The sequence below is a fragment of the Pedobacter folensis genome (assembly GCF_056490665.1).
In genome coordinates this window covers 324,914-340,433 of sequence record NZ_JBWJIF010000004.1, presented here as the reverse complement: position 1 = coordinate 340,433, position 15,520 = coordinate 324,914, and the positions used below count along the sequence as shown (strand labels likewise).

Genomic DNA, 15,520 nt, shown 5'->3' with positions numbered 1-15,520 from the left:
TTATTGTTTAACCAAATGAACTTTTACTGGAGCATCTTTTTTTAAGGCCATCGATCCGGTAGTTAAAACCGTGTCGCCGGCTTTTAATCCCGAAGTAATCACAATGTTTTCATCTGTGCGTGTACCCGCCTCCACTTTAACTTCCTGTGCTTTTCCGTCTTTTTGTATGTAAACAATTTTACCTTTCAACACAGGTATTACAGCTTCATTAGGAATTAGTATGGCGTTTTGTACCGTATTTAAAGCCAGTTTAATTTTGGCAAAAGAGCCTGGTAATAAGGCATTATCTGCATTAGGCGCTAAAGCCCGAATTTGTAATGTTCGGGTTGCGGCATTAATCCCGGGCTCTATCGCATAAACTTTTCCTTTATTTTCTTTAGATGAACCATCAGTAGTGAAAATGATTTCTGAATTCATTTTAATCTGCCCTGCATATTTCTCCGGAACGGAAAAAGTAACTTTAACCGGATTGGTGCTGACCAGGTTGGCAATTACCGTTGCGGGTGTTAAATAGGTTCCAGCAGAAATGCTACGCAAACCCACTCTACCTGTAAAAGGTGCACGGATAGTGGTTTTTGCCAGTTGTGCCCTGATTAATTGTGCTTGTGCCTGTAGCGATTTTAAATCTGCTAAAGCGGTATCGTATTCTTCCTGGCTAATTGCCCCTTTCGCCAAAAGCTGTTTTGCACGGTTTTCATTAGTTCCCGAAAGTTTTTGCTTGGTTAGGGCATCCTGTAATTGTGCCTGTATATCTCTGTCGTTTACTTTTACCAGTACACTTCCTTTCGATACTGTTGTACCTTCCTGAAAGTAAATTCCGGTTACGAGGCCCGAAACTTCACTTTTTAATACAACCGATTCGTTTGCATCAATAGCACCGGTTACCTCTAAATCATTATCAAACGATACTGGTTTTACCACAATCCCGTCGACTACCAATGGTGCAGAAGAGCCTCCTTTTCCGCCCTCTTTGCCTTTGCCTGCACCGGCAGATGCGCCGCCTTTCCCTTCGAGTTTTTTATTTGCATTAATTCTGTAATAGACTAAATAAGCTAAGCCTATAGCTAAAACAGCATAGATGATATACCTTTTCTTCATGTTTTTTATTTGTGTTGTGCGTATTCCAACATTAAAATGAAATTAATGTTTAGAATTAGAGTGTAAAAATATTCAAATAGTTTAGTCCTAAATTTGTTGTATTAAGGATGTTACCGATTTTAGCCCGAAGTTTGGAGTCGGAAGTCTAAAGTCTGGATGCAAAATAACAAGTCTAAACCAATTATTATTGCTACAATAATCAACAAATTGATGTTTGATAGGGCTCCAGTGCCTAAAGCGCGCTTTACTTCCCGCAAACCGCTAATCACCAAACGCTGGACGACCGAAACAACTATTTTACACCACATTTAGCTATTTTGTTCCAAAACCCCATCAATAAATCTAAATTTGCAACAAAACACAGTCAATATCAATATGTTTAACAAAAAATCAATTTTAAGTTTAGTTTTACTACTAACGTGTATTATGGCAGCGAAGGCGCAGGTAAAAATAGGCTTTGAGGTTTCTTTTAAAGAACCACAGGCACACTATGCTGAAGTTCAGATGAATATTTCTGGCTTGGCAAAAGATTATGTAGATGTAAAAATGCCCGTTTGGACACCAGGTTCTTATTTGGTTCGCGAGTTTGAAAAAAGCGTAGAAGAATTTAAGGCTACTGCAGGGGGCAAAGCTGTAAAAGTTGAAAAAGTAAGAAAAAACACCTGGAGGATTTTTTCAGCGAAGGCTGCCAATATCCAGATCAGTTATCGTGTTTATGCATTTGAAATTTCTGTGCGCACCCCTTTTATCGACGAATCTCACGCTTTCTTATCTCCAACAGGGATTTTTATGCATCCTGATGGTATGATCAAATCGCCAAGTACGGTAAAAATTGTTCCTTTTAATACCTGGAGTAAAGTTTCTACTGGTTTAACTCCTGTTGCGGGTGAGCAGTTTACCTATAAAGCTACTGATTTTGATATTCTTTACGATAGCCCTATTGAAGTGGGTAATCAGGATATTTTCGAATTTACAGCTGCTGGCGTTCGCCACGAAGTAGCTATGTATGGCGGTGGTAATTACGATAAAGAGAAACTAAAAGTTGATATGGCTAAAATTGTAGAAAAAGAAACTGCAGTTTATGGCGAAAATCCTAATAAATACTACCTTTTTATTGTTCATAATTTCTTAAAAGGTGGCGGCGGTTTAGAGCACTTAAACTCTACCACTTTAGGCGCGACCAGAAATGCTTACAATACGGCCGAAGGTTATAAAGGCTTTTTAGGTCTGGTTGCCCACGAGTACCATCACCTTTGGAATGTTAAGCGTCTACGTCCGGTAGCGTTAGGCCCTTTTGATTATGATAACGAAAATTACACGACCAACCTTTGGGTAGCTGAAGGATTTACCTCGTATTACGAAAATAAATACTTACACAGAGCTGGTTTTACTGATGTAAATGAATTTTTGAAAGATCTGGCAAGCGGTATAGGTACGGTGTTAAATACACCTGGTGCTAAATACCAGTCGGCTGCTTCATCCAGTTACGATGCGTGGATTATCGGTTACCGTCCGAATGAAAACTCAAAAAACAATTCCATCTCTTACTACAATAAAGGAGAAGTGATCGGTATTTTAATGGATCTCGAAATCATTAATGCCACCAAAGGTGCCAAAAGTTTGGATGATGTAATGAAAGCCATGTATTTGCAATGCAAAACTTTAAAACGTGGTTATACAGATGCAGAATTTAAAGCCATGGTTGAAAAAATCTCCGGAATAAGTTTTACCAGTTTTTGGGCAAAATATGTTAACGGGGTAGATGATGTAGAATATGTAAAATACCTGGGTTATGCAGGTGTTGATGTCTCTACAGAAAATGCAACGCCTGGTAAACCAGTTACTGGTGCAGCTGTTCAATTGGCTACTAAAGGTTTAGAAGTAACCTCGGTTACCAGAAACACGGCAGCATGGATAAGTGGCTTAAATGTAAACGATATTATTATCGAGATTGGTGGCTCTTCATTGAGCGATGTGTTGAAAAATGTGAAATTAAAGGAACCTAAATTTTCCTTAGATATTTTACCCATCATTACCGATAAAAAAATAGGCGATTTGTTAACGGTTAAAGTAATCCGCGATGGACTTGAAAAGGAAATTTCTTTGAGCTTAAAAGAAAATCCAAGTGTACGCTTAAAAGCAACTGTAAATGAAAATGCAACACCAGCGCAAAAAGCAGTGTTAAAAAAATGGACAGGAGTTTAGTCAGTTTGCAGTTAAAAGTTTTCAATTTGCAGTTAACTTAAAAACCCATAAAAAATCCCGTAAGATTAATTTCTTACGGGATTTTTTATGTCTTTTAATTTACGCTTCTCGCTCAGCGCCATGCGCTTTGCCTAGAAGGTATATCTAAAACCTAAGCCGAATCTTCCAGCGTTAAAATCGCTATCGTTATCGCCTATGTAAAGTCTTGGTCTCCAGTCTAAAGCTAATGCCAATGGTGCGCCAGAGAATTTATAATCTAAACCAACCATCGGAACCAGGTAAAAACTAGAACCTCCGTCATACAATTGAATAGACGGACCACCACCTAAATACCAGTCTAAACCTTTAGCACCTGGGATAGATGAATTGTATTGAAGAAAACCCTGGATAATAGTCGAGTTTCCACCAAATAAAACTTCACCTTGAAGTGCAGCTTTAGGACTGAAATGATGCCTAACTGAGGGGCCAACCAATGTAGCACCGTCTCCAAAGTCGATACCTAAACCAAGTCCGGTTTTATAGTTTTGGGCTTTAACGTTTGTTGTAGTAAGGGCAAACAATGCAATGCATCCTAAAATTGTAAATAACTTTTTCATAATTTAAATGTTTTGTAAATAATTATCAGCCTAACAACTTTAATGCCGTTTCTGTTTTTTGGGTAAAAATCCATCAGGATAAAAAACAATGCTTGCATAGTAATTTTGTAATCACTAAGTTTATTTAAATATTTTTTAGAAAAAGTAAATACGGCGTTTTATTAACTACGAGGTATTATTTTTATTAAAAAGGCATATAGATGTTAATCTTTATGTTTGATTTTTTAACTTAACCAAATAATATACAATTCATATGGCGGCAGAAATTAAACGGGTTTTTGATCTTTTGAAATATAGCCTCGAAAATCCTAAGCAAGAATTCATCAGCGGAAAAATTAATGGAAAATGGATAAATTATAGTACAGCCGATTTTTGTGCTGCTGTAGATAACCTAAGTCGCGGATTAATTAAACAAGGTATCGGCAAAGGGGGCAGGGTTGCTGTGATGTCGCATAACCGACCAGAGTGGAACATTGCCGATTTTGCAGCCAACCAGATTGGTGCCTATCAGATTCCCTTATATCCAACACTGGCCGAGCACGACATCCAGTTTATCTTAAAAGACGCAGAAATCGCCATTATTTTTGTAGCCGATGAAGATTTGTATAAAAAAATTAAGCCTTGTGCCGATGCCATAAACCCAGCCATTAAGATTTATAGTTTTAATGAAATTAAAGAAGCCGAAAACTGGAATACGCTGATTGAACTGGGCAAAGCAAGCACAGATATTGATTTGGAAGAATACCTCGCTAAAGTTGCACCCGAAGATGTATTAACCCTGATTTACACATCGGGTACTACGGGTACGCCAAAAGGTGTAATGTTAACGCATCATAACCTGGTTGCAAATTTTGTTAACTCGGCTGTGGTGATACCTGAAGGCGTTAAAAAAGGGTTAAGCTTTTTGCCACTTTCGCATATTTTTGAGCGGATGATCATTTATTTATACCTGTTTAATTATACGGGAATTTATTATGCCGAAAGTATGGAAACCATTGTAGCCGATATTCAGCATGTAAAACCCAATGTATTTTCTACCGTTCCAAGGCTTCTCGAAAAAGTGTACGATAAGATCATGGAAAAAGGGAAAGCATTAACGGGCATTAAAAAAGGGATTTTCTTCTGGTCGGTAGCTTTGGCCGAAAAATACACAATTGATGCGGGTGCCTGGTATAACTTTCAACTGGGGATTGCCCGTAAACTGGTTTTCAAAAAGTGGCAGGAAGCTTTAGGCGGTGAAATCGTCGTGATTGTGTCGGGCGGAGCGGCACTAAATCCGCGTTTGGCCAGGATCTTTTGGGCAGCGGGTATGCCTGTTTTTGAGGGGTATGGATTAACTGAAACCTCGCCGGTAATTACCGTTAATCATTTTGGTGGAACCATGTTTGGTACCGTTGGTGAAGTAATTAAAGGTGTGGAAGTTAAAATAGCAGCAGATGGCGAAGTATTAACCCGTGGACACCAGGTAATGAAAGGTTATTACAACCGACCTGATTTAACCGATGAGGCAATAGATAAAGAGGGATGGTTCCATACCGGGGATATAGGAGAACTGGTTGATGGTCGCTTTTTAAAAATTACCGACCGTAAAAAGGAGATGTTTAAAACAGCAGGTGGTAAATACGTTGCGCCGCAAATGCTGGAAAACAAATATAAGGAATCGATTTTTATCGAACAGATTATGGTTTTGGGTGAAAATAGAAAATTCCCTTCTGCCTTGATCGTTCCGAATTTCGAAACCCTAAAAACATGGGCTGGAAGAAAAGGCATTACTTTTACTTCGAACGAAGAGATGATTAAAAACGAGCAGGTACTCACTAAATATAATGAGGTTATCGAAGCTGCAAATGGGGGTTTTGGGAAATGGGAGCAGGTAAAAAGATTTGCACTCTTACCTAAAGAATGGAGTATTGATGGTGGCGAACTTACCCCGAAATTAAGTTTGAAGCGAAAAGTAATTACCGAGAAAAATAATGCGGTAATCGAAAAAATATATAAAGATGCAGAAAGTTATAAGCAATAAGAAGCGGATTAAATTTCCTGATTTTAAATGCACTACATCTTTATTGGTGGCATACTAATTAATATTAATCAGAGGCGGGTGTCTTCACCCGCCTTTTTCAATGAGTAAAAAAATAATTCATTTTTAAACAGTTTCTAAAATATCTTCAATATTTGTGTTTCAGCTTAAAACACTATGAAAAAAATAACCCTCTTCATTTTATTGTTTACTGCGGCAATAAATTCTTTTGCACAAGAAGCGAAACTTAGTATCAAAAATTTACGTGCTAAAAATAATACGGTAATTATCCAAATCCCTGTAGATGATACATGGTTTTATCCAGCCAAAAAAGAGCTTAAATTTGGCGATGATAGCACGGTAAACTATGCTTTAAAGATTAATAAACTGGCCTGGTTAAGAATTAACAATAATACCGTATTGATAGAGCCAGGTACTACACATTTAGTTTTTGATAAGGGGCTTTTGGTGCAGAGCGATAAAAATAAGGAAGGAATGTTGCTTTTTAATAAAAGGAATGTGGAGTTTTATCAATACAGGGCTAGAAATTATTATAAAAAGGATAGCACTGCAGCCGGTTTGTATCAATTGCTCGAAAATGATCAGAATGAAGCACTAAAACCTTATACAGAACTGTTCTCGAAACACAAGATTTCGGCAAACTTTTATAACGAAATAAAAAGATACTTTTCAACCGAACAGATCATTTTGCAAGCCGCCATCCCCATGGTCGTTTTTAGTGCAAAGCAAAAGATAAATAACGATTTGGATAAAATGTGGGCAGATGCCTATAAAAAGTATTCCATGAACAATCTTAGTGATGCTTTTTACCCGGATTTTTATTACCATGCCAAATATTACGTAAGTACTTACCTCAATTATTACCTCCCGCTAAAAAAAGGAACTCAATTGCCTAAAAGGGATGAGGACATTTGGCTTAAAAGTATATATAAAACCTTCGAAGATAATTATACGGGCAAAATGAAAGAGTTTTTGCTGGCTACTTTTCTATATGAGGAAATGTTACAGACCAGGTATCAGAAAGTACTGGTCGATTTGTTCGATTCATTTAAAGCCAGTTATCCTAAAAGTAATTTTGCGCCATATTTGCAACCAACGGTCAATGAAATTATAACCTACCATAATAAGGTAAAAAACGATTTTGAACCCGGGCAAAAAATATTGGCCAACTACGATAAATTTAACACCCTGGATAGTTTAATTGGCCAATTTAAAGACAAAACGGTATTTGTTGATATTTGGGCAACCTGGTGTGGGCCATGTAAACAAGAATTTGAATATAGTAAAGACCTGGAGCAATTTCTCAAAGCAAAACAGGTTGAGATGCTTTTTATTTCCATAGATAAAGATGATGCAGCGCAGCAATGGAAAGAGATGATAAAATATTTTAAACTTTCTGGCAATCATGTTCGGACTAATCAAGCCTTGAGAAAAGATTTGAGTGATAAATTAGGAAAGGACGGGAGTTATGGAATACCGCGTTATTTAATCATTAAAAACGGTAAATTAGTTGTTGCCGATGCTTTAAGGCCAAGTGATAAAGAAAAATTATATGCGCAGATTAGTAAATATTTATAATCCTTAGAAACAAGTATTTTCTATCTGAAAATTAAGCTTAAAAAGAAAAGTAATTACCGGGAAAAAATAATGCGGTAATCGAAAAAAATATATAAAGATGCAGAAAACTATAAGGCCCCTCAATAATATTAAAAAATCGTTAATATACCTCAGTGTGGTGGTGTTATTAACTGGTTGCGTAACTGGTCAGCTGGGTAAAAATAACAGTGGCGAATATAAAAATGGAATGGTGGTTTCTGCCCATCCTGAAGCATCGCAGGTGGGTATAGCTATTTTAAAAAAAGGTGGGAATGCTGTTGATGCGGCCGTTGCGGTTCAGTTTGCACTTGCCGTGGTTTATCCAAACGCGGGGAATATTGGCGGGGGTGGTTTCATGGTATACCGCGGGACAAACGGCGAAATAAATGCCCTAGATTTTAGAGAAAAGGCAGCTGCGGCAGCCAGCAGAGATATGTACCTCGATTCATCGGGGAATCCGATTGTGGATAAAAGCCTTTACGGCCATTTAGCGGCAGGCGTACCAGGATCAGTAGATGGTATGGTAGAGGCACACAAAAAATATGGAAAGCTTTCCTGGGCGCAGGTATTAGAACCAGCAATAAATTTAGCGCAAAATGGTTTCAAAATTACCAAGCGGCAAGCTGGTGAATTGAATGGTTTGCATAGAAAGTTTATGGATTTTAATCCGGATGGAACGGCCTTCGTAAATTTAGAAAGTACCTGGCAGGAAAATGACCTTTTGGTTCAAAAAGAACTGGCCAATACCCTAAAACTCATCCAGGAAAAAGGCAGGGCCGGTTTTTATGAAGGTGCTGTGGCCGATTCGGTTGTGGCCGAAATGCAGCGCGGCAAAGGACTTATTACCAAAGAAGATTTAAAAAACTATCACGCAACCTGGCGCAAACCAATAACGGGTAATTACAGAGGTTACAAAATTATTACCATGCCGCCAACTTCGAGTGGGGGTATTGCGCTGATTCAATTGCTACAAAGTGTAGAAAATTTTCCCCTAAAAAAGTGGGGTCATAATGCAGATTCCACAGTTCAGGTTATCGTAGAAGCCGAAAGAAGAGTATATGCCGACCGGGCAACACATTTAGGCGACCCCGATTTTTATGCTGTTCCACAGCAGCAAATGTTGAGTACCGAATATAATAAAAACCGCATGGCAAACTTTAACTGGGCAGCAGCAACGCCAAGCAGTGCTGTTTTGGCTGGGGAGATTAAAGGTGCAGAGCACGAAGAAACGACACATTTCTCTATTGTAGACCGGGATGGAAATGCCGTTTCGATCACCACGACCTTAAATGGCTCTTACGGTTCGTTAGTGGCGGTAAAAGGCGCTGGATTTCTATTAAATAACGAAATGGACGACTTTTCTGTTAAACCCGGAGCACCTAATATGTATGGCTTAGTTGGTGGCGAAGCCAATGCAATTGCGCCAAATAAACGCATGTTAAGCTCTATGACACCGAGTATTGTAGAGAAAGACGGGAAATTATTTATGGTGGTAGGTACACCAGGCGGTTCAACCATCATCACATCTGTGTTTCAAACCATTATAAATGTCATCGATTTTGATATGTCTATGCAGTCGGCTGTAGCGGCTAAAAAGTTTCATCACCAATGGTTGCCAGATGAGGTGTATGTAGAAAAGGATGCTATCGATAGTTTGTCAGTAGAAAAATTAAAAGCAAAAGGCTATAAAATTGTACCCAGGGGCCCGATTGGCAGGGTTGATGCCATCTTAAAAACCAAATGGGGCAATTATCAGGGTGGTGCCGACCCGAGGGGAGATGATAAGGCCATTGGCTGGTAGCAATTTCTCACATCTATTTTTTATCTTAGCATTGGTCAATTTTTTGCAAGTCAAATAGTTGCTGATTTAAAGTTTAAAGAGATGAGGAAGCGCATATTTAACATTGTTCAAAACTATGCCGATTTGCCTGAGGTAGATTCGTCGATCTCTTTTGGCCCTTTTATCAAATACCTGCAAAGGAAAATTGAAGAAGAGCAGACGGTAAAGTCCGTCCTTTATAGCAATGCCCTGAAAGAATTTAAAAAACAGGGGATTAACGACCAGGTGATCGCCCTTGAAGATATTGATCAACATGAACTGTTACTGGAACACATGTATGCCTGCCTTTCACCGGCACTTTTAACAGAAGACCATCAGGCCTGGGGGCTTTGTGCACCCATGCAGCCCATTACTTTTTATGGAACAGAGCTGATGTACGAATTGCTCGAACACCAGGAGAAAGACCAAAACAGTTTTGCGGGATCAAAAACACTCGAACAGCATCAACATGATCGGTTGCATTACATCTATTCCTTCATCTTTGGCGAGCTCTACGCATTCCATTCGCCGATAAAGGAAAAATACCATTCGGCTATCAACGCTGATACCGGTTTGCCAGGTTATTTTCATATTGGCCTGAATGCCAGTTTTATTGAAGTTAAGGCGAAACAACCTTTGCCCGATCTCAGTTATCGTGAACTGCAACAATATTTGAGTGAAGAAGCTGGATTGGATAAATTGCAACAAGTGTTGCCTTTGGATCTTTTTGAGCTGAGAGGCATTTCTGTGCTTACCATTTCAGATGTTACGGCCAAACAAGCTGTAGAAAATATTAAAAGTGTAAGGTTAAGTCGTGTGCCCGGCAGCGAAAGCGTTGCTTACGGAGAAGTGATACAATCACTTAAAGTACTGGTGCAAAATGCCAATATTCAATTCGATCTTTTCCCTTTCGTTAGAGTAAACAACAAAATGGTTTATGGGTGGGTAAAAGGAGGGAGTGGTTTGTTGTTTTCGGTATGGGGTGAGGAAACTTTAAGTCCTGAAGCTTTTCGACAGATTGCTGAAGGTTATGCTGCAAATCCGAATTCTTTTTACTCACCCGATATTTGGGCAGAAAGCAAAGAGATGTTTCCCTGGTTAGACAGGTTTAGGGAACTGAATGTAAAATCAATGGCGCTCATCCCCGTATTTCACAACCAGATTCTGGTAGGGGTATTGGGTATGCATACCTGGGTGGGAGAAACTTTCGATGAAAAGAAAATTACCTTACTGGACCCCGTTTTAGCACCGATTGCCCAACTCTTACAGGTTTATATTGACGAGTTTAACCTCGAGATTGAAAACATCATCAAAGAAAAATATACCTCTATACAGCCAGCTGTGCAGTGGAAGTTTAATGAAGCGGCCTGGCATCACCTCTACAATAAGAAAAAGAACTTGCCCCAGCATAATGAGGATATTAGTTTTGCAGACGTTTACCCTTTTTATGGTGCAATAGACATTAGAAATTCTACGACCGAACGCAATGCAGCCAGTAAAGCCGATCTAAGCCTGCACCTCAGTCTGTTTCGTGAAACGCTCGATCAGCTGAGCAAAACTTACAGCGATGCTTTGCTGGTCGAAATCATTTTTAACTGCAATAAGTGGAGTGATATTTTGCAGGGCGATGAGCTGAATACAACCGATGAGAACAGCCTCAATATTTTCCTTAAAGAAGAAACCAGCGATTACCTAAGGCTCATTTCCCAATCGCACCCTGATACCCAAAAGGTAATCGGTAAATATCTTGATCGCATTTCTACACCTCATGGTGAGGTATATAAACACCGCCATGCTTTGGAAACATCTATGCAGCTGATTAATACAGCCATTAACAATTATTTTGAAACCGAACGCGAAAAATTGCAAGATTCTTATCCCTGCTATTTCGAAAAGTTCAGGACAGATGGAGTTGAGTACGACATTTATATCGGGCAGTCAATTGCGCCCGATCGGATTTTTAATCATTTCCACCTTAAAAACCTAAGGTTATGGCAACTATCATCAATGGCTGAGATTGCCAGAATGGTGCAACTGCTCCAGCCCGATATGCCCGTTAAACTGACCACCACGCAACTCATCTTTATTCATAATCATCCTATAGACATTAGTTTTAGGATCGACGAGCGGAAGTTTGATGTAGAAGGTGCTTACAACATCAGGTATCAGATGATCAAAAAAAGGATTGACAAGATACTCATTCGCAATTCGCAGGAGCGTCTTACCCAGCCCGATAAGCTGGCATTGATTTATTTCAACAAGAGAGATATTGAAGATTACCTGCCTTTTGTAAAATACCTGCAGGAAACCGGGGTATTGAAGCCCGAAACGGAAGATCTTGATCTGGAAGATTTACAGGGACTAAGCGGATTAAAGGCATTGCGCCTAACTATTTTATAAATTTCAGTTGTGGGCATCCAGTTAACAAATTGCCGAACATTGTAGCAGTTCCCGATTTGGCTTATAACGATATCGCGGCTTCTTGAAAAGCAAAGACCATATTTCATTTGATGGTTAGTCCTGCTTTCTGCTAAAGGCCTAAGTAAACTAGCCCAGATTGAAGCGACATCCTTTTTTGCCTGCCAAAGGCAAAAAAGATACAGTGAAAAGCTGGACTCACCTGAATTTGTAGCACAGACAGTGCGCTTCAAAAAAAATAATGAATAGGTAATGATAACGCGCATTGGCACTTTCGCCAGGAGACTGTGAAAGCTTGTTGGTGGGGACACAACAAACGAATAAGTTACACACTCACCTTACAGCGAATAATCTCGTTTTACTTATATTGCATCAGCTAATCAAAATTGCACCAATCGCCATGCCTAAACTATTCGCTCTGTTTTTGTTTTTAACAGTTTCCCTACAATTACAAGCTCAAACCAATGAAGCCAGTCTGGTCAGTCCGCTGATTAATCAATATCAGTCAGATGAGACCATGCTTAACCGTAAATATACGCTCAAGCAATCTGAGGAGTACTTTACGCGGATGCAGCGCTTTTATACAGCCTGGCAAAAACAACTAAAAGCATTGCCCTTTAACAAACTAAGTGTAAATGAAAGGGTAGATTATATTTTACTTAAACGCGATATCCGATCAGACTCGGCAAATTTGCAACAGCACTATGCCGAGTTTAAAAGCAATATTTTTACTTTGCCTTTTGCCAAAGCAATATTGGATTTTGAGGCAAAACGAAGGATTGGCCAGCAACAAGATGGTAAAACCACACAAGCGCAATTCGAACAACTGAAAGAAGATATCGGGAAAACTTCAAAAGCTGTAGAAAACAAAGACCTGGCCGTTACACCAGTTCAGGCATCCTGGGCACAGCAAACCATTAATCAATACCTAACCGTATTTACCGAAGCCTATAAATTTTACGATGGTTACGATCCGCAGTTTACCAAAGCCACCAAAGCAGTTTATCCCAAAGTAGTAGAGGTATTAAAGGATTATGCCGCTGTATTGGGTAAAATAGCCAAACCATCAGATGCCAAAGATGATGGAAGTGGCATTATTGGCAATCCGATAGGGAGAACAGCATTGTTGAGTAGCCTAAAAGATGAGATGATTGCCTATACGCCTGAACAGATTGAGGCGATTGCGATGAGGGAATTTGCCTGGTGTGACGCCGAAATGCTCAAAGCTTCGCAACAAATGGGCTTTGGTAATGATTGGAAGAAAGCACTGGAAAAAGTGAAAACCGATTATCCTGAACTGGGAAAACAACCTGAACTGGTTTATGAACTGGCTAATGAAGCCATAAACTTTGTAGAGAAAAATAAACTCATCGCTATTCCGGCCCTGGCCAAAGAAGGCTGGCGCATGCGCATGTTAAGTCCGCAGGAACAATTGTTTGCGCCGTTTTTTCTCGGTGGAGAATCGGTATTAATTGCCTATCCAACCGAAGATATGAGTGAAGATGCCAAAATGATGACCCTGCGGGGCAACAACCGGCACTTTTCCAGAGCGGTAGTTTTTCATGAACTTATTCCGGGGCACAATCTTCAATATTTTATGCAAAGCCGCTACAAACCTTACCGTAAGGTATTTGGTACGCCTTTCTGGACGGAAGGATGGTCGTTGTATTGGGAGATGTTGCTGTGGGACCAGAATTTCGCGAAATCTCCGGAAGATAAAATTGGAATGCTTTTTTGGCGCATGCACCGCTGTGCACGTATTATTTTTTCGATGAACTACCATTTGGGTAAATGGACGCCTAAGCAGTGTATCGACTTTTTGGTAGATCGGGTAGGTTTTGAGCGTGCCAATGCAGAAGCCGAGGTACGTCGATCGTTTACCGGGGGCTACGGACCGTTATACCAGATTGGGTATATGTTAGGTGGATTACAATTTAGGGCACTGCACAAAGAGCTGGTACAAAGTGGCAAAATGACCAATATCCAGTTTCATAATCGCATATTGCACGAAAATAATATGCCGGTCGAAATGGTAAGGGCCTTATTAACCAATCAGCAATTACCCGAAAATTTCAGTACCCAATGGAAATTTGCCGGCGATATTAAATAGTTTAACAAGTGGATATTGCCCTTAACAGCCATTTGGGAATTATCGACACGAAAACAGGACATTAAAGCTCAAAAGCGAACATTTTGATTTTAGAAAATCTCTAAGCTTTAAGGAAATTAAAAGTGCCTGAAGCTCTTATGTTATAACGCACTTTTTAGTTCTTCCAGGTCTATGGCACAGGTGATAAGTGTTAAAAAGTTGATAAGTATTTTTACATGCCTGTATTTTTGGTATGGCTATTGTAATACAAGTGCAAACGCTTATTCAACGTTAATAGAAAATTTATGAAATTACAACTATTTAAAACACTACCGGTTGCACTTGCTGGTTTACTTATCGGATCGGCTGCTTCAGCTCAGGAAAGCCCTGCAACTTCGACAACAACGTTTAGAACATGGTCTATTGGTGTAAACGCTGGTGTACTTACGCCATTATCACCATTGGGTGGGAAAAATGATTTCAGTAATAACAAATCAAGTTTAGGTTATGGCCTATACATTAAAAAACAATTTACACCTTATTTCTCTCTTCGTTTAGATGGAGTTCGTGGTAAATTAAAAGGCGATAATACCGAACCTTATGAAAGTGGTTTGGTAAACAACTCACCGGTAAAAGCTTTCGATACGGAATTATCTTATTCAGGAAGTTTAAATGCTGTGGTAAACATGTTTAATATCGATATGTTTAAAAAAGAAAATACTTTGCAGCTTTACGCTTCTGCTGGTGCGGGTATTGCGGCTTACAAGCCCACTATTACTACGGCAGCTGGAACTTCGACACTTAATGGTGGCGATAACATCAACGAATTAATTATTCCGGTAGGTTTAGGTGCTAAATTTAAAATTTCTGATGCTGTAAATTTAGATTTAGGCTGGACAATCAACTTTGTTGATGGTGACAACCTAGATGGTTACTACAAAAACGGAAACGATAAATATAACTACGCTTATGCTGGTTTAGAGTTTGCTTTAGGTAGCGGAAAACAATTGGCTTTCCACAATCCGGTAGCTTTAACTTATGATGAAGCTTTAAAAGCAAAACAAACTGCTGAAGGTTTAAAATCTGATTTAAATGCTCAAAAAGCTGAAAATGCAAAACTACGTTCAGAAATGAGCGACATCTTAAAAGATACAGATGGTGATGGTGTTGCCGATAAATTAGATAAATGTCCTGATACACCAGCAGGTACTGTGGTTGATGGTGCTGGTTGCCCGTTAAAAACTCCTGAAAAAGTGGTTGAAAAAGTAATCGTAACCGAAGAAGATCGTAAAGTTGTTAACGAAGCGATTAAAAACTTAGAGTTCGATTTAGGCAAAGCCACTATTCGTTCTAAATCTTATGCTTCACTAAACAGAGTTGCAGCATTATTGATTCAGAAAAACTTCAGTTTAAAATTAGCTGGTCATACAGATAATACTGGTTCAAAAGAATTAAACTTGCGTTTATCAAAAGATAGAGCAGAATCGGTAAAAGCTTATTTAGTTTCTCAAGGTGCAAATGCATCACGTATTGAGGCTACAGGTTATGGTATGGGCCAACCAATTGCTACCAATAAAACAGCAGCTGGTCGCCAACAAAACCGTCGTGTAGAGTTTACACTTTACTAGCCTGTTTTTAACTAACATTAAAAAGTCCCG

At 39.2% G+C, this 15,520-nt stretch carries 9 protein-coding genes; 7 read left to right on the top strand and 2 right to left on the bottom strand.

Annotated elements, in window-relative coordinates:
- Positions 1-1,098 carry an efflux RND transporter periplasmic adaptor subunit gene (locus AC04QZ_RS21160; protein ID WP_086547861.1) on the bottom strand — a complete coding sequence of 366 codons (1,098 nt, stop codon included), beginning with the start codon at positions 1,096-1,098 and terminating at the stop codon, positions 1-3.
- A 426-nt stretch (positions 1,099-1,524) separates the two neighbouring features.
- Between AC04QZ_RS21160 and AC04QZ_RS21155 the strand changes: the two genes are divergently transcribed.
- The gene (locus AC04QZ_RS21155; RefSeq protein WP_478359362.1) at positions 1,525-3,303 is read left to right on the top strand and encodes a M61 family metallopeptidase; all 1,779 of its coding nucleotides are present in this window, start codon (positions 1,525-1,527) and stop codon (positions 3,301-3,303) included.
- Between the two features lie 131 nt (positions 3,304-3,434).
- Here AC04QZ_RS21155 and AC04QZ_RS21150 read toward each other — a convergent pair whose 3' ends face one another.
- Complete coding sequence (locus AC04QZ_RS21150; RefSeq protein ID WP_057933119.1) at positions 3,435-3,899, bottom strand: hypothetical protein; 465 nt, start codon at positions 3,897-3,899, stop codon at positions 3,435-3,437.
- A 253-nt stretch (positions 3,900-4,152) separates the two neighbouring features.
- Here AC04QZ_RS21150 and AC04QZ_RS21145 point away from each other — a divergent pair, with 253 nt between their 5' ends.
- From AC04QZ_RS21145 to AC04QZ_RS21120, 6 genes are all read left to right on the top strand, one after another.
- Positions 4,153-5,922 carry an AMP-dependent synthetase/ligase gene (locus AC04QZ_RS21145; RefSeq protein ID WP_478359361.1) on the top strand — a complete coding sequence of 590 codons (1,770 nt, stop codon included), beginning with the start codon at positions 4,153-4,155 and terminating at the stop codon, positions 5,920-5,922.
- A 174-nt stretch (positions 5,923-6,096) separates the two neighbouring features.
- Entirely contained in the window at positions 6,097-7,518 is a 1,422-nt protein-coding gene (locus AC04QZ_RS21140) for a TlpA family protein disulfide reductase (protein WP_478359360.1), read from the top strand.
- 97 nt (positions 7,519-7,615) lie between these two features.
- On the top strand, positions 7,616-9,337 hold the full coding sequence (ggt, locus tag AC04QZ_RS21135; protein ID WP_478359359.1) for a gamma-glutamyltransferase: 1,722 nt from the start codon (positions 7,616-7,618) through the stop codon (positions 9,335-9,337).
- Between the two features lie 81 nt (positions 9,338-9,418).
- A complete protein-coding gene (locus tag AC04QZ_RS21130; RefSeq protein WP_478359358.1) occupies positions 9,419-11,755 on the top strand; it encodes a GAF domain-containing protein in 2,337 nt (778 codons plus the stop codon).
- A gap of 418 nt (positions 11,756-12,173) precedes the next feature.
- Positions 12,174-13,883, top strand: a complete 1,710-nt coding sequence (locus tag AC04QZ_RS21125) for a DUF885 family protein (RefSeq protein WP_478359357.1) — start codon at positions 12,174-12,176, stop codon at positions 13,881-13,883.
- A gap of 284 nt (positions 13,884-14,167) precedes the next feature.
- The gene (locus tag AC04QZ_RS21120; protein ID WP_478359356.1) at positions 14,168-15,490 is read left to right on the top strand and encodes a DUF6089 family protein; all 1,323 of its coding nucleotides are present in this window, start codon (positions 14,168-14,170) and stop codon (positions 15,488-15,490) included.
- Positions 15,491-15,520: the final 30 nt, after the last annotated feature.

Excerpts from the sequence above, each read along its gene's own strand:
- AC04QZ_RS21140 (WP_478359360.1), top strand. The coding sequence starts at position 6,097 with ATGAAAAAAATAACCCTCTTCATTTTATTGTTTACTGCGGCAATAAAT.
- AC04QZ_RS21150 (WP_057933119.1), bottom strand. The coding sequence starts at position 3,899 with ATGAAAAAGTTATTTACAATTTTAGGATGCATTGCATTGTTTGCCCTT.
- AC04QZ_RS21125 (WP_478359357.1), top strand. The coding sequence starts at position 12,174 with ATGCCTAAACTATTCGCTCTGTTTTTGTTTTTAACAGTTTCCCTACAA.
- AC04QZ_RS21120 (WP_478359356.1), top strand. The coding sequence starts at position 14,168 with ATGAAATTACAACTATTTAAAACACTACCGGTTGCACTTGCTGGTTTA.
- AC04QZ_RS21145 (WP_478359361.1), top strand. The coding sequence starts at position 4,153 with ATGGCGGCAGAAATTAAACGGGTTTTTGATCTTTTGAAATATAGCCTC.
- AC04QZ_RS21160 (WP_086547861.1), bottom strand. The coding sequence starts at position 1,098 with ATGAAGAAAAGGTATATCATCTATGCTGTTTTAGCTATAGGCTTAGCT.
- ggt (WP_478359359.1), top strand. The coding sequence starts at position 7,616 with ATGCAGAAAACTATAAGGCCCCTCAATAATATTAAAAAATCGTTAATA.
- AC04QZ_RS21130 (WP_478359358.1), top strand. The coding sequence starts at position 9,419 with ATGAGGAAGCGCATATTTAACATTGTTCAAAACTATGCCGATTTGCCT.
- AC04QZ_RS21155 (WP_478359362.1), top strand. The coding sequence starts at position 1,525 with ATGGCAGCGAAGGCGCAGGTAAAAATAGGCTTTGAGGTTTCTTTTAAA.